Annotated in this window: 20 protein-coding genes; 7 read left to right on the forward strand and 13 right to left on the reverse strand. The window is 34.9% G+C overall.

Annotated features, from left to right (window positions below; genetic code table 11):
* The first annotated feature begins 106 nt into the window (after positions 1-106).
* The 4 genes from GWR14_RS12605 to GWR14_RS12620 all read left to right on the forward strand — a co-directional run bounded on the left by GWR14_RS12605 (position 107) and on the right by GWR14_RS12620 (position 3,343).
* Complete coding sequence (locus GWR14_RS12605; protein ID WP_163409377.1) at positions 107-772, forward strand: SCO family protein; 666 nt, start codon at positions 107-109, stop codon at positions 770-772.
* 103 nt (positions 773-875) lie between these two features.
* Positions 876-1,115 (forward strand): FeoA family protein, encoded by a 240-nt coding sequence (locus tag GWR14_RS12610; protein WP_163409378.1) that lies wholly within the window; start codon positions 876-878, stop codon positions 1,113-1,115.
* Complete coding sequence (gene feoB, locus GWR14_RS12615; protein ID WP_163409379.1) at positions 1,115-3,214, forward strand: ferrous iron transport protein B; 2,100 nt, start codon at positions 1,115-1,117, stop codon at positions 3,212-3,214. Before GWR14_RS12610 ends, feoB begins: the two co-directional genes overlap by 1 nt.
* 6 nt (positions 3,215-3,220) lie before the next feature.
* Positions 3,221-3,343, forward strand: coding sequence for a FeoB-associated Cys-rich membrane protein (locus tag GWR14_RS12620; protein WP_394367938.1), 123 nt, complete (start codon positions 3,221-3,223; stop codon positions 3,341-3,343).
* Between the two features lie 116 nt (positions 3,344-3,459).
* On the opposite strand, the gene GWR14_RS12625 is transcribed toward GWR14_RS12620, so the two are convergent.
* From GWR14_RS12625 to GWR14_RS12635, 3 genes are all read right to left on the reverse strand, one after another.
* Complete coding sequence (locus tag GWR14_RS12625; RefSeq protein ID WP_163409380.1) at positions 3,460-4,113, reverse strand: HD domain-containing protein; 654 nt, start codon at positions 4,111-4,113, stop codon at positions 3,460-3,462.
* 224 nt (positions 4,114-4,337) lie between these two features.
* The gene (locus GWR14_RS12630) at positions 4,338-5,339 is read right to left on the reverse strand and encodes an acyl-ACP desaturase (RefSeq protein ID WP_163409381.1); all 1,002 of its coding nucleotides are present in this window, start codon (positions 5,337-5,339) and stop codon (positions 4,338-4,340) included.
* 45 nt (positions 5,340-5,384) lie between these two features.
* The gene (locus GWR14_RS12635; RefSeq protein ID WP_163409382.1) at positions 5,385-6,131 is read right to left on the reverse strand and encodes a lysophospholipid acyltransferase family protein; all 747 of its coding nucleotides are present in this window, start codon (positions 6,129-6,131) and stop codon (positions 5,385-5,387) included.
* Between the two features lie 125 nt (positions 6,132-6,256).
* On the opposite strand from GWR14_RS12635, the gene rnpA reads away from it, so the two are divergent.
* From rnpA to GWR14_RS12650, 3 genes are all read left to right on the forward strand, one after another.
* Positions 6,257-6,661, forward strand: a complete 405-nt coding sequence (rnpA, locus tag GWR14_RS12640; protein ID WP_163409383.1) for a ribonuclease P protein component — start codon at positions 6,257-6,259, stop codon at positions 6,659-6,661.
* Positions 6,662-6,731: 70 nt separating this feature from the next.
* Positions 6,732-7,580: a DUF4349 domain-containing protein gene (locus GWR14_RS12645; protein WP_163409384.1), complete on the forward strand. Its 849-nt coding sequence runs from the start codon at positions 6,732-6,734 to the stop codon at positions 7,578-7,580.
* Between the two features lie 2 nt (positions 7,581-7,582).
* On the forward strand, positions 7,583-9,220 hold the full coding sequence (locus GWR14_RS12650) for a S41 family peptidase (RefSeq protein ID WP_163409385.1): 1,638 nt from the start codon (positions 7,583-7,585) through the stop codon (positions 9,218-9,220).
* Positions 9,221-9,313: 93 nt separating this feature from the next.
* On the opposite strand, the gene GWR14_RS12655 is transcribed toward GWR14_RS12650, so the two are convergent.
* The 10 genes from GWR14_RS12655 to GWR14_RS12700 form a co-directional block, all read right to left on the reverse strand.
* On the reverse strand, positions 9,314-9,955 hold the full coding sequence (locus GWR14_RS12655) for a DUF1579 domain-containing protein (protein ID WP_163409386.1): 642 nt from the start codon (positions 9,953-9,955) through the stop codon (positions 9,314-9,316).
* 140 nt (positions 9,956-10,095) lie between these two features.
* Positions 10,096-11,070: a DUF4837 family protein gene (locus tag GWR14_RS12660; protein ID WP_163409387.1), complete on the reverse strand. Its 975-nt coding sequence runs from the start codon at positions 11,068-11,070 to the stop codon at positions 10,096-10,098.
* A 48-nt stretch (positions 11,071-11,118) separates the two neighbouring features.
* Positions 11,119-12,921, reverse strand: coding sequence for a lytic transglycosylase (locus GWR14_RS12665; protein WP_163409388.1), 1,803 nt, complete (start codon positions 12,919-12,921; stop codon positions 11,119-11,121).
* A 112-nt stretch (positions 12,922-13,033) separates the two neighbouring features.
* Positions 13,034-14,221, reverse strand: coding sequence for a phosphoglycerate kinase (locus GWR14_RS12670; protein WP_163409389.1), 1,188 nt, complete (start codon positions 14,219-14,221; stop codon positions 13,034-13,036).
* A gap of 262 nt (positions 14,222-14,483) precedes the next feature.
* Complete coding sequence (locus GWR14_RS12675) at positions 14,484-14,987, reverse strand: hypothetical protein (protein ID WP_163409390.1); 504 nt, start codon at positions 14,985-14,987, stop codon at positions 14,484-14,486.
* An 18-nt stretch (positions 14,988-15,005) separates the two neighbouring features.
* The gene (locus tag GWR14_RS12680; protein ID WP_163409391.1) at positions 15,006-15,698 is read right to left on the reverse strand and encodes a pirin family protein; all 693 of its coding nucleotides are present in this window, start codon (positions 15,696-15,698) and stop codon (positions 15,006-15,008) included.
* Between the two features lie 23 nt (positions 15,699-15,721).
* Positions 15,722-16,480: a dioxygenase family protein gene (locus tag GWR14_RS12685; protein ID WP_163409392.1), complete on the reverse strand. Its 759-nt coding sequence runs from the start codon at positions 16,478-16,480 to the stop codon at positions 15,722-15,724.
* A 235-nt stretch (positions 16,481-16,715) separates the two neighbouring features.
* The gene (locus GWR14_RS12690) at positions 16,716-18,929 is read right to left on the reverse strand and encodes a TonB-dependent receptor (RefSeq protein ID WP_163409393.1); all 2,214 of its coding nucleotides are present in this window, start codon (positions 18,927-18,929) and stop codon (positions 16,716-16,718) included.
* A 33-nt stretch (positions 18,930-18,962) separates the two neighbouring features.
* Positions 18,963-20,309 (reverse strand): HupE/UreJ family protein, encoded by a 1,347-nt coding sequence (locus GWR14_RS12695; protein ID WP_163409394.1) that lies wholly within the window; start codon positions 20,307-20,309, stop codon positions 18,963-18,965.
* Positions 20,310-20,330: 21 nt separating this feature from the next.
* Positions 20,331-21,737, reverse strand: a complete 1,407-nt coding sequence (locus GWR14_RS12700) for a DUF3500 domain-containing protein (protein ID WP_163409395.1) — start codon at positions 21,735-21,737, stop codon at positions 20,331-20,333.
* Positions 21,738-21,765: the final 28 nt, after the last annotated feature.

Below are 21,765 nucleotides of genomic sequence, written 5' to 3' on the forward strand. Positions count from 1 at the left end.
TTACTTTTTAATAAATTTCTCCATCGTTGCTATATTCAGTGTTAAAAAAAAGCATAACCAAACATTTTAAAAAGCCCTTTTTGTATTTTTGCGCCAAATTATTTTTATGAAATCGCTTCTTTATAAATATCGAAAATTCTTCATTGTTTTAAGTGTATTTTCGGTAATTACAATATCCTTGTTTTATTTTGCTTTAAAACCTCAAAAAACATTGCCAATTTACAATCCGGCTGATGTAAATCCGGAATTGGTTGACAGTACAGTTCAATATAAAAGTAAATATCATACAATCGCTGATTTTTCGTTCATAAACCAAAATGGTGATACGATTACGCAGAAAAATTACGAAGGAAAGATTTATGTTGCCGATTTCTTCTTTACAACCTGCGGATCCATCTGTCCAAAAATGACAACCAATTTAGAGGAGGTTCAAAAAGCGGTTTTAAATAATCCAAAGGTAATGCTGCTTTCTCATACTGTTTTTCCAGAAACAGACAGCGTTTCGGTTTTAAAATCCTATGCGATAAAACATGGGGTTGTTGACAGCAAATGGAATCTGGTTACCGGTGATAAAAAAGAGATTTATACTATTGCTCGAAAATCTTATCTGGCCGTAAAACTAGGAAGACCAGATCAGCTTTATGATATGGTGCATACAGAGAATTTTGTTTTAGTGGATCAAAAACGACGTGTCCGCGGATTTTATGACGGAACCGACAAAGAGGACATTAAACGTCTTTTGGAAGACATTAATTTCTTGTGCGAGGAGTAAAACCCCTTATTTTTAGAAACATTTAGCATTTGTATAAGTGTTAAATACCCTGAAATAAAGAATAATTACCTATTTTTGCAATCTAAACTCAATCTAAATAAGCTTGCAAAACACTATCCACACCCTGAAAAAAGGCGAAAAAGCCATTATCAAAGATTTTGATATCGATTTGATTCCTTTAAAATTATTAGAAATGGGTTGTTTGCCGGGCAGCTTCGTCGAATTACTTCAAATTGCTCCTTTTGGAGATCCTTTATATTTAGATATTAATGGCTCACATGTAGCCATCCGTGTTGAAACGGCTCGTGAAATTGAAGTTGAACTTATCAAAAGCAATTTATAATGAGCGTTCAGAATATTAATGTTGCCCTTATCGGGAATCCAAACACAGGAAAAACATCCGTTTTCAATCAACTTACAGGTTTAAATCAACAGGTGGGGAATTATCCCGGAATTACCGTTGAGAAAAAAATGGGTTTCTGTAAACTTCCCCACAATATCAAAGCCAACATTCTGGATTTACCAGGCACATACAGTCTGAATGCCAGTTCAATGGACGAAAGCGTGGTTATTGAACTTTTGCTGAACAAAAACGACAAGTTATATCCTGATGTTGCTGTTGTAGTAACTGATGTCGAAAACCTGAAACGAAATTTACTGATTTATACTCAGATAAAAGATCTTGAAATTCCGACAATCTTGGTTATCAATATGTCGGATCGTATGGAACGAAAAGGAATTACCCTTGATATTCCATATTTAGAAGAAAAGCTAAAAACCAAAATTGCATTGGTAAGTTCCCGAAAAGGTTTGGGAATTGATGAACTGAAAGAATTAATTGTTTCTTATAAAAACATTACAAACGAACCGTGTCTAAACGCTTCAGTAATTGATCCGGAATATTTTGAAAAGTTACAACACGCTTTTCCAAATCAATTGATGTATAAATTGTGGCTGGTTATTACGCAAGATGTGAATTTTTCGAATTTAGACCGAAATGAAGTCAGAAATACTTTTACCAAATCACATTCTGAATTAAAGCGTCTTCAACAAAAAGAGACCGTTAAACGTTACCAGTTCATAAATGATGTTTTGAAAAAAGGTTTAAAGGTTGATGCTTCGATGGCAAAAGACATCAGGGCAAAACTGGATCGTGTACTAACCCATAAAATCTGGGGCTACGCTATTTTCTTTGCCATTTTATTTCTGATATTTCAATCTATTTTCAGCTGGTCAACTATCCCGATGGATTTTATTGACAACACTTTTGCTTCTTTAAGCAGCTGGGTTGCAGAAGAACTGCCAAGCGGCATTTTAACCGATTTGCTTTCGCAGGGAATTATTCCGGGAATTGGCGGTGTTATCATTTTTATTCCACAGATTGCCTTTTTGTTTCTCTTCATATCCATTCTTGAAGAAAGTGGATACATGAGCCGTGTTGTTTTCCTTATGGACAAAATCATGCGCAGATTTGGTTTGTCAGGAAAAAGCGTTGTACCCCTCATTTCAGGAACCGCCTGTGCCATTCCGGCAATTATGGCAACCCGAAATATTGAGAATTGGAAAGAGCGTCTGATTACTATTTTGGTTACTCCATTTACCACCTGTTCAGCAAGATTACCAGTTTATGCGATTATAATTTCATTAGTAATTCCGAGCAAACGTGTTTTCGGCGTTTTAAATGTTCAGGGATTAACCCTAATGGCACTTTATGTTTTAGGCTTTTTTGCTGCTATTTTATCGGCATATATTTTAAATAAAGTTCTAAAACTGGAATCCAAAACGTATTTCGTTGTCGAAATGCCAAGTTATAAATTACCACTTTTTAAGAACGTTGGAATCAATGTTGTGGAAAAAACCAAAGCTTTTATTGTTGGAGCAGGTAAAATCATTTTGGCAATATCTATTATTTTGTGGTTTTTAGCGTCATACGGACCCGGAAAAGATTTTAATGAGGCAGAAACTATTGTAAAAGAAAGATTCGCAAATACAACCCTGACAGAAACTCAATTTGAAAACGAAGTAGCTTCTCAAAAACTGGAGAATTCCTATATCGGATTGATGGGAAGAGCAATCGAACCTGTTATCCAGCCGTTAGGTTACGACTGGAAAATCGGAATTGCCTTAATCAGTTCGTTTGCAGCACGTGAGGTTTTCGTGGGAACACTTGCTACCATTTACAGTGTTGGCGACACAGATAATGAATCAACTATAAAAAGTAAGATGCAGGCAGAAGTACGTCCTGAAACCGGAGGAAAAGTATTCAATTTCGCAACCGGAATCTCATTATTACTATTTTATGCTTTTGCGATGCAGTGCGCGAGTACGCTAGCCATTACCAAAAAAGAAACCAATTCATGGAAATGGCCAGCAATGCAGTTGGGCTTTATGAGTGCATTAGCCTATTTAACTGCCTTAATTGCCTATCAAATATTAAAATAATGCATCATGATTCAGGAAATTATTGCTTTTACAATATTAGGATTTGCAGTTGGTTTTTTGATTAAAAAGTTCTTCTGGAAATCTAAAAAGAAAAATGACTGTGGAGATGGAAATTGCGGCTGCAGCTGATTTGTTTATTCCACAGAGTTACACAACACAAAGAAAAAACACAAAGATTCGCAAAGAAATTTAAAATAACTTTGCGAATCTTTGTGTTTATTTAGCGAATCTTTGCGAAACACAACTTACTTAATCCCCTCCCACTCTGCATAAAACTGAGCAAGGAAGGTTTCCATGAAACGGTGTCTTTCTTCAGCGATTTGTTTCCCGGTTTCAGTATTCATTTTATCTTTTAAAAGCAAAAGCTTTTCGTAAAAATGATTTATGGTGGGCGCATTATTCTTTTTATATTCTTCTTTCGTCATATTTATAGCCGGTGCAATTTCAGGATCATATAAAGCTCTGTTTTTAAATCCACCATAATTGAAAGCTCTTGCTACACCAATTGCTCCAATTGCATCCAAACGATCCGCATCCTGAACAATATCCAATTCCACTGAAGAAAACTTCTTTTCGAAATTTCCGCCTTTATACGAGATATTTTCAATGATATTGACAACATGCTGAATAATACTCTCAGATACATTTTCTGCCTCTAAAAACAAACGTGCTGTTTTGGGACCAATGGTTTCATCTCCATTATGAAATTTGCTGTCGGCAATATCATGAAGCAAAGCTCCTAATTGTACCACTGTCAAATCGCAATCCGTATTTCCGGCAATCAAAAGCGTATTTTTATATACTCGTTCAATATGAAACCAATCATGACCTCCTTCTGCATCATGAAGTTTTTCTTTTACAAATTGAATTGTTTTGTGTATTAACGCTGAATTATCCATAGTTTTTTTAATGCTTAAACGTATGATTTCTTTTTACTGACAAATAGAATTCTTCTAATTTAATCTAGCTTTCAAATGCATTTTATTTTAAAAAAGAGGCCCCAAATATTAAAAAAATGTTGATTGTCAAAGATTTAAAAACCCCAACAATCAACACTTTTTATAGCTCACTTTTCAAACGCAGCAAAGTTGCATTTAAAAAGATGTAAGTTTTTTTATCAAAATTATAATCTCGCAGGCTCTACCCATTTGAAAATATGAGACTCTTTTGGAATCACAATTCTTTCGGAGATTCTTGCCATACGAGCCGGTAATTTCATTAAATAATCACGTGCTTTTTCGGCTTCATCTGTTAAGTTAGAAATCTTATCAATTTCCCACTTATCAATTAATTTCTGCAAAATGTCAACATAATCATTTGCAGTGTAAACTCCGATTCGCTGAGCAGAATCAGAAAACTGTTCGAAAGCAGAACTAATCTTTTGACCTGATTCTCTTAAGAAATGCGCAGGCATTACGATTTTTTGTTTCATCATGTATTGAAACGCCAGCATCATTTCGCTTGGATCAACCTGAAAAATGCGGTTCACAAACTCACTGTAGGCATGGTGATGACGCATTTCGTCTCCGGCAATCATTTTACACATTTTAGACAACTTTTTATCGCCAAATTTTTTCGCTATTTGCGAAACTCTGTTATGCGATACATAAGTTGCTAATTCCTGAAAACTGGTGTATACAAAGTTTTTGTAAGGATCTCTCCCTGTTCCGATATCAAAACCATCGTTGATTAAATGCTGTGTAGTCATTTCGATTTCACGCATGTTCACACGACCAGACAGATACAAGTATTTATTCAACAGGTCTCCATGACGGTTTTCTTCTCCAGTCCATTGTTTTACCCATTTGGACCATCCGTTTCCACCATTTTCCACCTGATCAACCTGGTCAATTCCTTCAACATCCATAAGCCACGATTCATACGTTGGCAGGGCTTCTTCAGTTATTGTATCACCAACAAGCGTTACCCAGAAATCATATGGAAGTTCCTTGGCAATTTCACGCAGTTCTTTTACATCCTCAAAGAAATTTTCTCCCTGGGAGTCTGGTAAAAAATCTGACGGCTGCCAAATTGTTTCTACTGGAATTAAATACTGCTCTACGAAGCTGTCTACGTTTTTTTCCAAAAACTGCATCACTTCTAATCTAATGTTTTTTATAGACATTACTTTATTTAGATTTGGGTTTTACATTTTAGCCCGGACTAAAATTTAAACCTGTTTATACTCATTTATTCCTTCTTTTACTGATTTTTCAGTAATTTCCATTAACTCTTCAAATTTATAATCTTTTACCGCCAAAGGCTGATGCGCTGTAAAAGTAAGATGGTTTCCTAAACCCACAGGAAACATTCCGAAACGAACCATTTTCCACGAGTTATTGATACTTACCGGTACAACATACGCAGAAGGCGCATATTTACATAAGATTTTTAAACCGCTTTGCGCAAATTCTTTAGGTTTTCCCGTTTTGCTGCGTGTTCCCTCAGGAAAAATGACAGCAGATCTGGTATTTTTTTCGATATATTCAGACAAGCCTTTGATTACAGGAATCGCTTGTTTAGGGTCTTTACGGTCAATGAGCACTGATCCTCCATATTTCAGATTAAAAGAAACACTTGGGATTCCGCTGCCTAACTCTTTCTTACTTACAAATTTACAATGAAAACGTCTAAAGTACCAAATCATTGCCACGATATCATACATACTTTGATGATTGGCCACAAAAATAATCGGAACACCTGTCGGTATTGTATCCAAACCGGTAACTTTATAAGTCGTTCCCACAAGTCTGGTACAGCTTAAAAGACCTAAATTTAAGTAGTCAACACTTTTTTTATGAGCCTGATATCCAAAAAGATTAAGGCAAATCCATTGTATCGGGTGAAAAATCACCAAACACAATCCAAAACATAAATAATAAATTACGGAGATTGGATATGAAATTATCTTTTGCATGCTTGAAAAATTAAACGCCAAAAGTAGTAAATATATTTTTAGCCGTATAAAATTTGAAAACAATAACCGTTTTTATGGTTTAATTGTACCTTTGTCTTTGAAATTGCAAATTTTTTCTGAATTAAATGAACTTCGCTTACCCTAAAAATGAACGCTTAAAGAGCAAAACCACAATTGGATTACTATTTTCTGAAGGGAAATCGGTTTCAAAATATCCGTTGCGTTTGGTTTACTGCCAGGCAGATGAAAATTCAGAAGAGAAAATCAAAATTGGTGTTTCAGTTTCCAAGAAATATTTCAAAAAAGCCGTTGACCGCAATTACTTCAAAAGGGTTTTACGGGAAACCTATCGACTAAACAAACACTTACTTTGGGATAATGTGCAACAGCCTTATTCCCTAATGTTTTTTTACCAGACAAAAGACCGATTGACTTACGAAGAAATCAATACCAAAACAGTTCAGTTGTTTGAGAAATTTGTAGCGCAAATCAATAAACCACAAGATTCCGGGACTAAAGCAGAAGTGTAAATTTCAAAACACAAGATTATTAATCAACTTAGTCAAAAAAAATTGTAGTTTTAGCTCTAAATTGAATTTTATGCGACATATTTTCTTTTTATCTGTTTTCTTTTTGGTTTTTTCCGGCTGCAATAAATCATATGAACCGGAAGAAGCAGCAATGTCTATTCAAACGGTAAAAATGCCTGCAAAAGCAGAAGATGTTGCTTATGATAAAAGCCCAAATCCAGCATCTCCGCTACCTCCTCCTCCGCCAAAAAACAAACAAGAAATTGAGCAAAAAATAATCAAAGAAGCTACTCTGCGATTTGAAACCGATAATTTAGAAAATACTTTCGCTCAAATTAAAAAAGCGGCCGCTACTAGTAAAGCAAGAATAATAAACGATTCTGAAGGAAAAGATTTTGCTACTCTTTACAGAAATCTTACTGTAAAAGTACCAAGCCAAAATTTTGACCGTTTTATAAATGATATTTCTAAAGGCGTTTCCTATTTCGAAGTTAAAACTATATCTGCCGAAGATGTTACAGAGCAATACATTGACCTGACTTCCCGATTAAAAACAAAGAAAAAATTAGAAGAACGTTATCTTGAAATTTTAAAGAAAGCAAACAAAGTCAGTGAAATTTTAGAAATTGAAGAACAAATTTCGACAATTCGCGAAGAAATCGAATCCAAACAAGGTCAACTGAAATATTTAGAAAGCCGTATTTCTGAAAGTACTGTTACCATTGAATTTTACAAAACAATACCCGAAAAAGAAGGCATTAAAATATCGTATAGTTCCAAACTCTTGACTTCCATTAAATCAGGATTTTTTAGTTTATCCGATTTATTACTTTCACTGTTAAGTGTTTGGCCGTTTATTATCCTGTTTTGTTTATTAGCCTATTTTATTAGAAAAAGATTTAAAAGAAAAAAACCATAATCATGTATCCTTATTTCAAGAAGAAATTCATCATACCGGCCGTTGCAACAGGCTTTTTGTTTATTGGAACCAGTTTCAAAGAGGACTTTTTTGAAATTGCCAAACAAATAGAAATTTTCACAACCTTATTTAAAGCAGTCAACACCAATTACGTTGACGAAACCAACCCGGGTGACCTGATGGACAAAGGCATTAAAAGTATGCTGGGAAGTTTAGATCCGTATACCGTTTACTTTAACGAACAGGATGTTGTCAATTTTAAAATCAATAATACCGGAGAATATACCGGAATTGGAGCTATGATTGCCCGTAAAAAAGACCGTCTGATTGTTCGTGAACCTTATAAAAATTATCCGGCCGACAAAGCGGGACTAAAAGCCGGTGATGAAATCATTCAGATTGGTGATGTTATGATTGCCGATTTCAAAGATGATGCTTCACAATTATTAAAAGGCACTAAAAACACAAAAATTACAATAAAATACATCCGACAGGGAAAAACCAATACAACCGAACTTGTTTTGGATGAAGTAGATATTAAATCGGTTCCATTTTTTGGAAAAATTGATGACAAAACCGGTTATATCGTTTTGGCACATTTTAGTAGAAAAGCAGCAATTGAAGTAAAACAGGCCCTTGAAAAACTAAAAACAGACGGAGCTACTCAAATTGTACTGGATTTAAGAGGCAATCCTGGTGGTTTGTTAAACGAAGCCATTGATATCTGCAATTTATTTGTTCCAAAAAACGAAGTGATTGTAACGACCAAATCCCGAATTGAAAAACACAATAACACTTATAAAACCAATAAAGAACCAATTGATACACAAATTCCGTTAGCTATTTTAGTCAATGGAAAAAGTGCTTCGGCATCAGAAATTGTTTCGGGAGCTTTACAGGATTTAGACCGTGCCGTTGTTTTGGGAAGCCGCAGTTTCGGAAAAGGGTTGGTACAACGTACCGTTGACCTGACTTATGGTACACAGCTAAAAGTGACTATTTCCCGTTACTATACTCCTTCCGGACGTTGTATTCAGGCATTAGATTATGCACACAAAGACAAAAACGGAGTCGCCCAAAAGACCGATGCTAAAAATTTCAACGCCTTTAAAACCAGAAAAGGAAGAACAGTTTACGATGGAGGTGGTGTTTTACCGGACATCGAACTGGATGAAGCCAAAATGAGTCCGATCACAAATGCTTTAATGAAAAATGACGGCATATTTGATTACGCAACCAGCTATTATTATAAAAACCCGAATTTAGGCGATAAAATACCTGTACTTACTGATGCGGATTATTCCGCTTTTAAACAGTTTTTAAAGGCCAAAAAAATCACATTTGACACAGAAACCGAACTGGCACTTAAAAACACTTTAACAGCCGCCAAAAACGAAAAAATAGACGAAACTATCGCTATTGAATATCAGCAGTTATTAACTGCTTTAGAAAAAAGCGAAAATACTTTACTGGATAAAAACCAAAAAGAAATTAAAAACCTGATTCTGGAAGAACTCATCAAAAGATACCAATATCAGGAAGGTTTATATCAGTATTATTTAAAAAACAACTCGGAAATCAAAAGAGCTGTTAGTGTATTAAATAATCAGACAGAATATAAAACGATTTTAAAAATGTAGTAAATCAAGATATCTCTGAACTTTATAGATATAATAAAAACAAATCCCAATTACGCTTTGTAATTGGGATTTGTTTTTTGATGGAATTAACTATTACTTTTTCGTCATTACAATTTCCATGCTTTTATATTCAGAACCATTTTTTACATCATACATCTCAATTTTTCGGGTATTTGGATCTATTATGGTATAAACTTCCCGATAAGGCGTTTTTTTACCATAAACAGGGTCCACCATTTCGCCTTTTAATTCTATCGCTTTTGTATTTTCATCGTATTTCCCCATTGCAACTACCATTCCGGTTCCCATATTGTCAATAAAGGTTGTCGTGTATTCTTTACTGGCATTGTTGTAAGCCAAAGTACTTTTTCCTTCAAAAGGCTGCCCCATTATATTTCCCTGATAATTGGTTTCCTGATAACGTCCACCCAAAACCATCTGAATATTGGCTATCGAAGTAGCTTTTTCAGCTTTTCCGTTTGGTTGTGACCAAAAAGTCATATCGCAGTTCCAACTTCCAACTTCTTCCGCCATTAATTTATGAGCTGCACCAGGAGTTGCATAAACAGTCCAGGCTTTCATTTGCGCAGCAGAATCAATAGGTTCTTCAACAATTTCTTCTTCAGTTTTGATACTGTCAGTTTTATTTGTAGTTGTAACTTCTGTTTTTACTTCTTTTTTACACGAAATAAAACATAGCGTTGTAATTACTAATGTTGCGATTATTTTTTTCATAACTATTTGTTTTTATGTTTGTTATAAATAAAATTACAAAAAAAAAACAGTTTGAAAATTGTTTTAAGTTTCAAGTTTTACATGTTGACTTCTTTAACTTTAAAGTCCACCAGAAAGTTGAAAACCTGAAATAGAATCTCTTATCGTTTGTCGATTTTTGCTGTTTTGATAATGGCTTCTAAATCCAGCATTAAATCCCGTTCCTGATGCGATGGGGAATAACAAAATCCTTCGATAACCAAAACCCGGCTAAAAGTTTCGTCCAGAATTGCATAATTAATAAAAGGCCCGGTCATAAAATCATTTTTGAGTTCCCAGGTTCCTTTGGTTTCAAAAGCGTCTTTATAATCTAATTTTATTTTTGAAAAATATGGAGCGTAGGCCTCACTTGTAATCATCTGTGTGTTTGGTTCGCGACCTTGTATGTGCTTTCCAACTGAGTCACGCATTTTAACAATTGCATTTACCACGTCTTTTTTCTTTTTAAAACTGCGGATCGGAATCTGATAAATTAATAAACTTGTGTTTCCACTGATAATATCTTTCTTAAGCCAGATAAAATTTTGCTTATGCAGCATGTATTCATAACCACTTGGGATTTGCAGGTTAACGTGAAATTTGTTTTTGATAATCGCAGGATTCAAAAGTGATTTACTATTCTCCTGTTGTATTTTTTTAATTTCAGTTTCACGGATTGATTTAATGATTTCTGCCGAATTCATTTCGATACTACAAATAATATCGTCAATCGATTTACCATAAATCCGAAAAGTATTATGGGGTACCGATTTATTATTTGTTTTAACCTCAAATTTGTCTGCAGTCGATTTTTTAACCACAATAATACTCCGACTGTCGGTTACAAAACCTTCCAATAATTTAGCCGGATATTGGTTTATTGTAAAAAGGGGTTCTTCCTGTGTGAGACCCAGCACAGGCGAAGCAAATTTATTTCGAATACTATCCCCTACCTCACCATACCACAGCTGGTCATCGATGATAATAGAAATAGTGTTGGTTTTTCCTGGTTTTTGTTCAGTTTTGCTGTCGTTTTTCTGAAAACAGGATGCGAGCAAAACAGAAAACAGCAGAAACAAAAAATGGGTTTTATTCATTTTTATAATTTTAAAGAATAAAACCCAAATTTAAGTAAGTTATTTTTATTAACCGTTTATTTTAAGCTTCATTCCCGGTTTTATATCCTCGTCTTTAATTCCGTTCCACTTTTTAATATCAGAAATGGTTACTCCAGGATATTTTTTTGAGATACTGTATAATGAATCACCTTTTTTAACATAGTAATCCTGAGACATACTTTTAGAAACTGTTTTTTTCTTGAATGAATCAACAGAAGCAGATGCAACAACTGTAGGTTCTACAATCGTATTTTCTTTTTTAGAAACAACCAAAGTTTTACCTAATGCTAAATTATTTGATGTTAAGCTGTTCCATTCTTTTAATTCAGCTAAAGTAATACCGAATTTTTTAGCAATATTACCCAAATTGTCACCGCTTTTTACAACGTATTCTACCTCAATTTCATTTTTATCTGATATTTCGGCAGCTGCAATAGCTTCTTCAGGTTTTTTAATTACTTCCGGAGCAGTTTTGGCAACAATCACATTAGACTTTAATTTTAAAGATTTTCCTAATGCAACTGTATTTCCTTTCAGGTTATTCCATTCCTTAATCTCTGATATGCTCACATCATATTTTTCTGCAATAACACTTAGATTATCTCCCTTTTGAACAGTATAATATTGAATATCGGCTGCTGGAGAATCAATTGCTTTAGGCTTCGCTTTCACTTTTGGAGTAATTTTTGAAGCTAATCTTGAAGGAACTTTTATAATACCGGAATCATACTTTGCGTAGGCATAAATTTTATCCTCGTTATTTACAAAAGTTGCGATTTTGTCTTTCGGTAGGCGTAAAAAGTGTTGTTCATTTTGATAAAAAGGGACAACTTTTAATTTGTATGAAGGATTTAGAAGTTCAATTTGCGATTGTGGCATATCCAATAAATCGGCAATTTGTTTGAATGTCATTTGGTTTTTTATACAAACCGTGTCTGTTTCAAAATTCTTAACAACTGCTCTTTCCGGATTGATACCATGTTCTTTGTGGAATTCAAAAAGATACATTGTTGCTAAAAAGGCAGGAACATATCCTTGTGTTTCTCTTGGAAGGAAATTTCGAATGTCCCAGTATTTGGTTTTCCCACCAGAACGGCGAATTGCTTTGGTTACATTTCCCGGACCTGAATTATAGGATGCCAAAACCAGTTCCCAATCACCAAAAATATTGAACATTTTAGTCATATATTCAGATGCAGCCGCTGTGGCCTTTAAGGCATCGCTTCTTTCATCGATATATGAGTCTATCTTAAGATCGTATTGCTTACCAGTTCCGTACATGAACTGCCAAAGTCCTGTGGCGCCCATTTTAGAAACTGCTTTAGGATTTAAAGCAGATTCTACAACGGCTAAATATTTAATTTCTAAAGGCACATTTTGTTTTGCAAATGCCTCTTCGAAAATCGGAAAGTAGTATTCTGACAAAGCCATCAATCGTGAAAATGACTTTTTACGATTTTTAAGGAATGACTTTATTATATTTTCTAATCCCTGATTGTATTCTATTTCAAAAGGTGACTTTTCATTCATTACCTGAAGACGCTGTTTCAGCAATTCAGTAGGCAGTTCCTGATCTACAGTCACATCTTTATTGATCGTTTGAATATCCTTAGTTAAATCTTCATAAATATCAAGGCTCGTCAGTTCATTCATCCAAAGGCTGTCAACCCGGATAGCCAAATCGTTTTTTACAAACGTCTTTTTTACTGAATCTAAGTACGAAATCTTTACTTCAGGCTTTATTTCGTTATCGGCTTTAACTACATCTTGTGCAAAACCTGCTATCGAAAAAAAGACTGAGACGACTAAGGAAATTTTTCTTATGATCATATAACATTTTTTTAAAATTCTATAATACAAACAATTACAGAATGTGGTATTTTTACAAACTTAAGCAGAATAAGCGTAAAAAACGTTAAAAAAAATGTTAATTGTTATATTTTTAATCTAAAATAGCAGCAATACCAGGTAAAACTCTTCCTTCAAGCATTTCAAGCATTGCTCCACCACCAGTAGATACATAACTCATTTTTTCTTCAAAACCGAATTGTTTTACAGCAGCAACAGAATCACCACCTCCAACTAATGAGAACGCTCCGTTTGCAGTAGCTTCAGCAATATAATCACCTAAAGCGATAGTTCCTTTTGAGAAAGTTTCCATTTCAAAAACACCAAGAGGACCATTCCATAATATTGTTTTAGATTCTAAAATTACCTTTTTGAAATTTTCCAAAGATTTAGGACCAGCATCAAGACCCTGCCATCCGTCAGGAATTGCAGTTACATCAACAATCTGAGTGTTTGCGCTGTTTGAGAAATCGTCAGCAGCAACTACATCAACAGGAATATGAATCTGAACTCCTTTTTCTTTAGCAGCTTTCAAAATATCAAGAGCTAAATCTAATTTATCATCTTCACAAATAGACTCTCCAATTTTTCCGCCCTGAGCTTTGATGAATGTAAAAGTCATACCGCCACCAATGATCATGTGGTCAACTTTATCCAGAATATTTTCGATAACTGTAATTTTTGACGAAACCTTAGAGCCCCCTAAAACTGCAACTACAGGTTTTACACTATTATTCAGTACTTTATTTAAACTGTCAATTTCTTTTGCCAGCAATGTTCCGAAACATTTTTCAGTTGGGAAAAATTGTGCAATGATAGTTGTCGAAGCGTGTGCTCTGTGAGCTGTTCCAAAAGCATCATTCACATAAATATCTCCAAGTGAGGCTAATTCTTTAGCGAAAGCAACATCTCCGGCTTCTTCTTCTGCATGAAAACGTAAATTTTCAAGTAAAAGAACTTCACCTGGTTTCAAATCTTTTGCTGCAGCCTGAGCAGATTCTCCAATACAGTTTTCAGCAAATTTAACCGGAACACCTAAAATTTCAGAAGCAGTTTTTAAGATATGTTTTAAAGAGTATTTTTCTTCAGCTCCTTTTGGTCTTCCTAAGTGTGACATCAAAATAACACTTCCACCCTGAGCCAAAATTGCATCAATAGTTGGTTTTGCAGCTTCAATACGTGTTGCATCTGTTACATTGAAGTTTTCGTCCAAAGGCACATTAAAATCAACACGGATAATTGCTTTTTTATTTTTAAAATCGAAATCGTTTAGAGTTTTCATTTGATAAAATTTTATGTTTTTTTTGAAAGAAAAACAAATATAGAACTTTTACGGTTCTAATAAATTCGGATAAACTAAAAAACCAATAATTTAAAGAACGAAATCGTTATAATTTCACAAATAAATTCCTTTATTAAATATTAAACACAAATTTTGACATAAAATAAGCTGCTATCCAATATAAAAAAGCCTTTTTTACCAACTATCAAAGTAAAAAAGGCGAAAACAATATGTGGTTTTTGTTTTTGGAAGTAATAACGATTTATTCGTTTTGAATGTAACAGATTGACAAATGTGACTGAACCGGAAACATAATTGTTTCGTATCCATTTTTGCTTTCGGTATTTTTAGAAACCAGAAAATTTCCTTCTATAATTCCGAAATAACTCAATAAGGGAGAATAAAATGTGATTCCGATTTTATGCTTTGAAATATCTGTAACATCGCTGTTTATAATATCGAGCTGATAATTGGTAAAAGGAAAATACTGATTTCCTAATACATCAGAAACTCTGTAAAAATTGCCTTTTAATTGTTGGATATAACCATCGGCAGCAATTCCAACTAAAAAATGCAGCTGAGAAGCCTTTTCATTATCAGACAACAATTCCCTGAAAGTATTTTTAGGATTCTCTGCCGAATTGAATTGCTGACTTTGCATTTTATATTCTTTAAAAGTATCTTCAAAAACATATTTATCCCAGATTATTGTAGAAGAACTATCAATAATCACACGATATGCCAGCCTTATTTTTGATATTTTCATAAATTCTTATTCAACGATTCACTTTAAAGACACTTCAAAAACTAATAAAATGGCATTTTCAGACAAAGCTTCCCATTCTATTATTTCTGTGTTTTTCATACTTAAACCATCCTTCGCTTCTAAAAGTCGGTCTTCAACCTCAAAAGCACCATTAACTACAAATACGAAAACACCATTGTTAGGATTTTTCAAAGTATAAAAGCCTTCTTTCCTTCCATCATAAACACCAATAAAACAAGTCGTTTCTTCAATTTCAATCAATCGGATTAATTTATTACTAATAGTCAAATCGATTTCTGATTTGTGAAAATATTTTTTTAAACATTGTGTTTCCTTTTGAAAATGAATGGTAAGAAAACTAACGTTTTCACTTTCGTACGGATTAAAAATTTCCACAGTCATTTCGTCATCAGCAGCTATAACCCGAATTTGCTCAACTCTCAAAAATTCAGCATTACCAAGATTGTCCTTGTATTCTATTCCACCAAATAAAGGCAAAATAATCAGACTCGAATTTGCTTTTATAACTCTGGAAATACAATGTTGGGGAGCTAGTATTTCTTCGTTTAAAATCTGTAAAGAGCCAAATGGTCTTCTGGACAAATCCTGGTACTGGTCAAAATTAAAGGTGGCAAAACAATTGTATTTTTCTGACCTGAAAATACCTCTTGTTTCTGACTTATATATTTGAGCTGGAATCTGTTTAATCATCTTAAACTGTATTTTACAAGTTTTTAACTCGCAACGTTAATGGTATGTTTTAAAACAAAACCTTCAGCAACACTTCCTGTAACTGTTGCCAGTTCACTTGCTACTGAATCTGAAAACACATTATCAGAAGCATTATATGTATAACCCGACAAACCTTTTGTATATCCATTGGCCGTTGATGCATTTACCAAAGCCACCGCACTGCCAGAACCTTCTGGAAATGCAATTTGCGTAACTAACAATGAAGTTCCGCTTGCATTATAAATATGAACGTGTATGTGCGTGGCACGACTTGTGTACCAGCCAGGAAAAATAGAAGTAAAAGTTACTAATCCATTATCATCTGTAGTTTGTCTTCCTCTTAAAAAGTGTACAGAAGTATAATCAACAGACTGCATCGAAGTTCCTCCATATTCTGAATAATAACCATCTTTATCGCAATGCCAGATATCAACAATAGCACCTTTTAAGGCCGCACAACTTGCTTTTGTGTTTTTTATAGTAATATTAATTGTAAAAGCAACACCCGTTCTGTCCATCACAATATTTGATTTTACCAGAGAAGATGGTGTAATCGTCGGAAATGGACCTGCTGTTTCTGAAGGAGTGACAGAACAATCACTAGAAGAACTTGAACCGGAACCTGTATCAGTGGCCGTTTCTGTATCTGTTGATGTTTCTTCTGAAGAGTCATCATCTTGACTACATGCACTTATAATTGGAATAGCCATGGAACCAATTCCTACTAAACCTAAACCTCTTAAAAAATCTTTTCTGTTCATAACTACTACAATTTACGGTTACAGTTGTAAAAGTATTTAAACACTTAAAAACATTAAAATTTATGAGGTAACGGAATCTTTTTATGCGGTGAAAGCAACCAATTTCATAAAATTTTGCATTAATATTATCGAAACCAAAACTATTCAGTCTTACTTAAATTTTTGTTTTCTGCAAATTATATTCATACAAATGGTTTAAGAATTATACATTGGTTCTATATTATATTTAAAAAAATTAAAACTTATAGGTTACCCCTAGTTTCAGGAAAAAAGGCGTTCCCGGAGTGAAATGGATTTCTTCTACACTCGCCGTTTCATTTTTCAATCGGGATTCTGTTGCAAACTGGGTTTCATTCCACTCCGAATTGAATAAATTCTCGATAGCTATACCCAGAATAACTTTTTTAAAAGTATAATTCACATTAAAATCAGTAATAAAATAGCCTTTTGCTACAATAGAGTTGTCTTCGTTAGCCGGTCTGTCTTTCATATATCTGTAGCGTAAGCCACCTGAAAAACCTTTCCAGTTTTGAAAACTTAGCCCTCCAGTGGAAGTAAAATCCGGAGCCAGTGGAATATAATTTTGTCCTTTTGGATCATCAATGCTTCGTGCATACGTGTAATTGGCATCCAGATTAAAAAAGAAATAATCATTTAACTGATAACGAATTCCTAAATCAAAACCTGCTCTTTTCGTTTTACCGCTTGGCTCCACAACTCCAGCATCTCCGACATATACAAACTCCTGCTGTAGATACAAATACCATAAAGCTGAATTGATAAGCAGCCTCGGGAAGGGTTTCCAAATAGTTCCTAAATCTGTTCCTATTGCGGTTGGTAAAATTTCCTTCCCATTATTTGCAATTACCACTCTGGTATCATTCGAATGAAAACCTGTTCCTGTTTTGAGATAAAACTGCAGATCATTGCTTTGGGAATATACAAAATTAAGTTTGGGAGATAGTTTTGCCTGACTCTCGGTCTGTGTTTTATAATTCACAGCCAATTTATCCTGATAGCCGAATTTAAAATAATCCAGTCGAAGGGCAGGATTAATAAGCCATTTGCCTAAACGAATCTCTGAGTTTAAATAGGTAAAGATATTTGATTCATCGATGTCCCCTAATTTAATTGGTTCTAAAGTGGTTCTTCTGTTAAGTGTATGTGATAGTTCGGTATCTTTTGTGGCATCATTTCTAAGACCAAAGCCTAATTGAAACAACAAATCGACTGATTCTTTATGAATATTTTTATTCAGTTCTGCATTGATTCCATAAATATTGCGATTTTCTTTCTGCTTAATCTGGTCTCCATTTACAGGATCTTCCAGGAAAAAAGTAAAGTTTGAAAAGAGCTCAAATTTATAATTCGAATAGAAAGTGTTGGCTTTCAAAAATGTATTTTCATCAATAGGTTTGTGTATTGACAAATTAAAATTGGCTCTGGAAGTTGATCCGCCTTCGGTATCATCTACAGAACCGAATCTGGAAATAGTTCCATCATCAACCAGTCTCTGTGGTATTTGTCCCGATGCATCCCATTTACTGATAAAGCGGGAAGCTGTAAGTGAAAAACGGCTGCTATCTTCTAAAATAAAAGAATATTTTCCGAATAAATTGATTCGGTTAAAGTTTTGAGGAGAATCAAAAGGGCCGTCAGTAACGATATATTCAGTGGCAATATAAGCGCTTTGCTTTTTATTGTTTCCTAAAAGATCAAACATCCCCAGAGTTCTAAAAGTATTAAATTGTCCTGCTTCAATACGGATACTGCTAAAATCCAGTTTCTCTTTTGTGCCAAAATCAACATAGCCTGCTGTTGCAAAATCTCCTTTGTTTGCATAATAGGTTCCTTTTCCAAAATCTATTTTCTCAACAGTTTCCGGAATTACAAAATGCAGATCAGCATATCCCTGTCCGTGTGCATGTGAGACCATATTTACAGGCAATCCATCAACACTAATGGCAATATCTGTTCCATGGTCGATATCAAAACCCCTTAAAAATATTTGTTCTGCCTTACCTCCTCCGGCATGCTGTCCTATAAATAATCCCGGAACTTTACGCAAAATTTCTTGTGAGGAATTGACCGGAGTGGTTTCCAGATCAATTTTTGAAATCACATTAATAGCTGATATCTTAGACTGAATAATCACTTCTTCTAGTTTAAAGCTATCGCTTTGCATCACAATTTTAATTTCAGTATCTGTAATAATGTAATCTGTTTTTTTATATCCTAATGCCGTTATGGTTAGTGTATCTCCAGCATTGACTTTATCAATATTAAAAATCCCTCCTTCGTTTGTATGGGAGTGTGTATTTAATTTGGGATTGCTAATAGTGGCATTTTCTATTGGCTTTCCGTTTTCATCAACAACAATTCCTTTGTGAATCTGACTAAAAGCGGTTAGATTTAAAAAAGTTAAAAGAAGAAGAAGGTTAATTTTCATAGGGGTAATGATGATTTGGTTTTAAATAAATTCTTAAGCAACTGGATACTGGTTAGAATTCCTTTTACGGCTGCTTCGGTAATGTAATCCGAAAAAAGTTAAAGAAAAAATTGCCAGTATTAAAATTCCCCAGGAAGCATAATGATAATTATTTTGTATCAGATCCGAAACTCGGTTTGGCTTTTCGGAAACACGCTCCATAATCCAGGCTATGGAAGCAATTGCTGCCAAAATCGCCCAAATAATTCTAACCCCTCTATAAATTGATGTCTGGCTCAATAAAATTAACCATGGAATTATAAGTATCACGACAAATAACTGCATAATTTCAATCCCTAGATTAAATCCTAAAATGCTTAAAGCCATTGTACCCACATCTAAATTCAAAACAGAAATAATAGTCGCAAAAGCCAAACCGTGTACGAGTCCAAAACCTGCTGCCACATAAACTTCTTTGTTTGGAAAAACAGGATAAACAGCATGTACCGCAGAAATTAAAATAGAAACTGCAATTAAAATTTCTACAGGTTGTACAGGCAGATTAATCCAGCCTAAAGCACCTATTAAAAGTGTAATGGAATGTCCAATTGTAAAAGACGTAACAATTTTCAGCAGTCGCATAATACTGTATTTAGTCCCACCAAAATTTCCCCATCTTCTGTGATTCATTACAAGAGGTGCAGGTAATAACAATACCAATAGAAATAATAAATGATCTGTACCTTCCTTAATGTGTTCCATCCCTAAAGAAAACATTCCTTTAAAACCAGTCCACCAGTTACCACCTTTTTCTAAGTTTATTTCTAAGGGATAAATAAGCGTAGTCTTTGTATCTACCCTAATTACGCCAACTTCCACAGGCTCTTTATTCGTTTTTCCCAGTTCCCAGTCACTTCGAATGGAAACCAAGGCGCTGTGGGTAACCAGCTGATGCATAATTACATCATAATCAAAAATAAATTTTCGGGTACTTGCTCCATTGGGGGGAGTAAGAATAAGCCGTACAATAATTTCCTGATAAGGCCCGCTTAAGGTTTGTTCTGCTTTTCCAAGTCTCATATCGTTTACTTCAACCTGCCAGGGCATATCTTTAGCCGTCATAGGATGGATATGGGCCAATAGATATTCTTTCAACTGGGGACCAAATTTTTCAATTAAATGATCCGGATCTTTTGTGATTTCATGGCCAAAGGCTAATTCTAATTCCCCCAAAGGCATTTGCAGTTCAACTAAAACCGCTCTAGGATTCACATCCAGTAATACGATAGTACTTGGGGTCTGGTGTGCATATATTCCCTGTAAAGAACAAAGCAGTACGAGAAACAAAAACAACCGCCATTTTTTGAAATGGCAGTTGTTTAAAATTAGTTTTTGAATCATTTTATAATGATTTTATTTGTTTTACAATCCAACATAATCACTTGTATGATCTCTGTAAACACTGTGATAGTGAATCTGATTTGGAACTACCACACCGGTCTGGCAGATAAATTCTATCCATACACGAGGCCCGTCAATACGAACATAATCTGTATTGGCAGTGAAAAAAGAACTTGCATTACCTGAAACACCATTAGAATTACTCGCATACGTCACATATGTATCGGCTAAGGCATTACTGTAAAGCGTTGTAAATGCAGCAGCCGAAGTAGGATCTAAATCTTCAATCCACGGTGCCATTGCTGCTAAAACTTTAGCCTGAGCAGCAGAACTCAGCGTACTCACCTTAACACCCAATTTTGTAGTTGGGAATGTATTGGTAGTAGAGCCCGGAACCATCGTAACATCTGAAAAAGTAGATGAAATCTTTGCACTGGCCAGTTCAGCAGTGGTAAAAGAAGCCAGCATAGCCGCCATTGCTGCTTTTTCAGCTGCCATTGGAGAATAGGTAGTTCCGTTATAGGTAAAAGTGGTAGGCTCAATCCCCTGATGAGAAGGTGTAGTGCTTACCACAGCGCCTGCATTATAAGTAATATTCTGCGCGTAATGATGTCCTCCAAACTGTAATTGCCATTTTCCTGTTGTACTAGGCGTGCCCAGAAAAGCAATTACATAATAACCTGAGGAATAACCACCTGAAGAAAGCGTTCCTAAATAATCATCAGCAGTATTTATGGCAATAAATTCATTATATCCTTCTTCTGTTCCTGTACCGCTTGCAGCAGCTATAACCGCTTTTGCGGCAGTAAGTTGCGCAGATGTAAGACTGCTGAAAGCCAGTCCGTTTCGACAGGATAATCCGCAAGGAAGGTTAGACCATCTTTTCGCATTTGTAAGATTTAATGTAAGTACTACAGATGACTGCTGCGTGGTTGTTAAGGTTGCTAAAAATGCATTGGCCAGACATACCACTTTTGCCACTCCTGTTGCCGAAGAGCAATCTGCTGTTGCAGCTGAGTTGACCGTCAAAGTAATGGTTACGGTTTTTCCTCCAAATGTGATAACAAAACTGGCTGTTCCTGAAGATGTAGGAGTTCCTGTAATAGTATAGGTTAAATTACCTGCGCCGTTTGCCAGTGTTCCGGCCACCAATGTAGCGGTTAAGCCCGTAACTCCTGTTGATGAAACCGCAGTTCCTGCTGAATACGTAGCTCCATTACCACCAGTATAGGGAAGTGTCGCTGTTCCGCTGTAAGCTATATTAATGACAGCCGTAGCCGAAAAAACTGCCGAACCCGAGGTAAGAGCCGTTACAGAAGCACTGCTTGATGAAGAGCTGTCGTCATCGCTTTTGCTGCAGGCAACAAAAACGCTTATCGAGATCAGCAAAATCATTGCAATCGATACAATTAGTTTTAATTTTTTCATAGCTTTAGGGTATTGGTTGATATTTAAT

This window comes from Flavobacterium ajazii (assembly GCF_010614725.1).
Lineage (GTDB): Bacteria > Bacteroidota > Bacteroidia > Flavobacteriales > Flavobacteriaceae > Flavobacterium > Flavobacterium ajazii.

Excerpts from the sequence above, each read along its gene's own strand:
- GWR14_RS12605 (WP_163409377.1), top strand. The coding sequence starts at position 107 with ATGAAATCGCTTCTTTATAAATATCGAAAATTCTTCATTGTTTTAAGT.
- feoB (WP_163409379.1), top strand. The coding sequence starts at position 1,115 with ATGAGCGTTCAGAATATTAATGTTGCCCTTATCGGGAATCCAAACACA.
- GWR14_RS12620 (WP_394367938.1), top strand. The coding sequence starts at position 3,221 with ATGATTCAGGAAATTATTGCTTTTACAATATTAGGATTTGCAGTTGGT.
- GWR14_RS12625 (WP_163409380.1), bottom strand. The coding sequence starts at position 4,113 with ATGGATAATTCAGCGTTAATACACAAAACAATTCAATTTGTAAAAGAA.
- GWR14_RS12630 (WP_163409381.1), bottom strand. The coding sequence starts at position 5,339 with ATGTCTATAAAAAACATTAGATTAGAAGTGATGCAGTTTTTGGAAAAA.
- GWR14_RS12635 (WP_163409382.1), bottom strand. The coding sequence starts at position 6,131 with ATGCAAAAGATAATTTCATATCCAATCTCCGTAATTTATTATTTATGT.
- rnpA (WP_163409383.1), top strand. The coding sequence starts at position 6,257 with ATGAACTTCGCTTACCCTAAAAATGAACGCTTAAAGAGCAAAACCACA.
- GWR14_RS12645 (WP_163409384.1), top strand. The coding sequence starts at position 6,732 with ATGCGACATATTTTCTTTTTATCTGTTTTCTTTTTGGTTTTTTCCGGC.
- GWR14_RS12650 (WP_163409385.1), top strand. The coding sequence starts at position 7,583 with ATGTATCCTTATTTCAAGAAGAAATTCATCATACCGGCCGTTGCAACA.
- GWR14_RS12655 (WP_163409386.1), bottom strand. The coding sequence starts at position 9,955 with ATGAAAAAAATAATCGCAACATTAGTAATTACAACGCTATGTTTTATT.
- GWR14_RS12660 (WP_163409387.1), bottom strand. The coding sequence starts at position 11,070 with ATGAATAAAACCCATTTTTTGTTTCTGCTGTTTTCTGTTTTGCTCGCA.
- GWR14_RS12665 (WP_163409388.1), bottom strand. The coding sequence starts at position 12,921 with ATGATCATAAGAAAAATTTCCTTAGTCGTCTCAGTCTTTTTTTCGATA.
- GWR14_RS12670 (WP_163409389.1), bottom strand. The coding sequence starts at position 14,221 with ATGAAAACTCTAAACGATTTCGATTTTAAAAATAAAAAAGCAATTATC.
- GWR14_RS12675 (WP_163409390.1), bottom strand. The coding sequence starts at position 14,987 with ATGAAAATATCAAAAATAAGGCTGGCATATCGTGTGATTATTGATAGT.
- GWR14_RS12680 (WP_163409391.1), bottom strand. The coding sequence starts at position 15,698 with ATGATTAAACAGATTCCAGCTCAAATATATAAGTCAGAAACAAGAGGT.
- GWR14_RS12685 (WP_163409392.1), bottom strand. The coding sequence starts at position 16,480 with ATGAACAGAAAAGATTTTTTAAGAGGTTTAGGTTTAGTAGGAATTGGT.
- GWR14_RS12690 (WP_163409393.1), bottom strand. The coding sequence starts at position 18,929 with ATGAAAATTAACCTTCTTCTTCTTTTAACTTTTTTAAATCTAACCGCT.
- GWR14_RS12695 (WP_163409394.1), bottom strand. The coding sequence starts at position 20,309 with ATGATTCAAAAACTAATTTTAAACAACTGCCATTTCAAAAAATGGCGG.
- GWR14_RS12700 (WP_163409395.1), bottom strand. The coding sequence starts at position 21,737 with ATGAAAAAATTAAAACTAATTGTATCGATTGCAATGATTTTGCTGATC.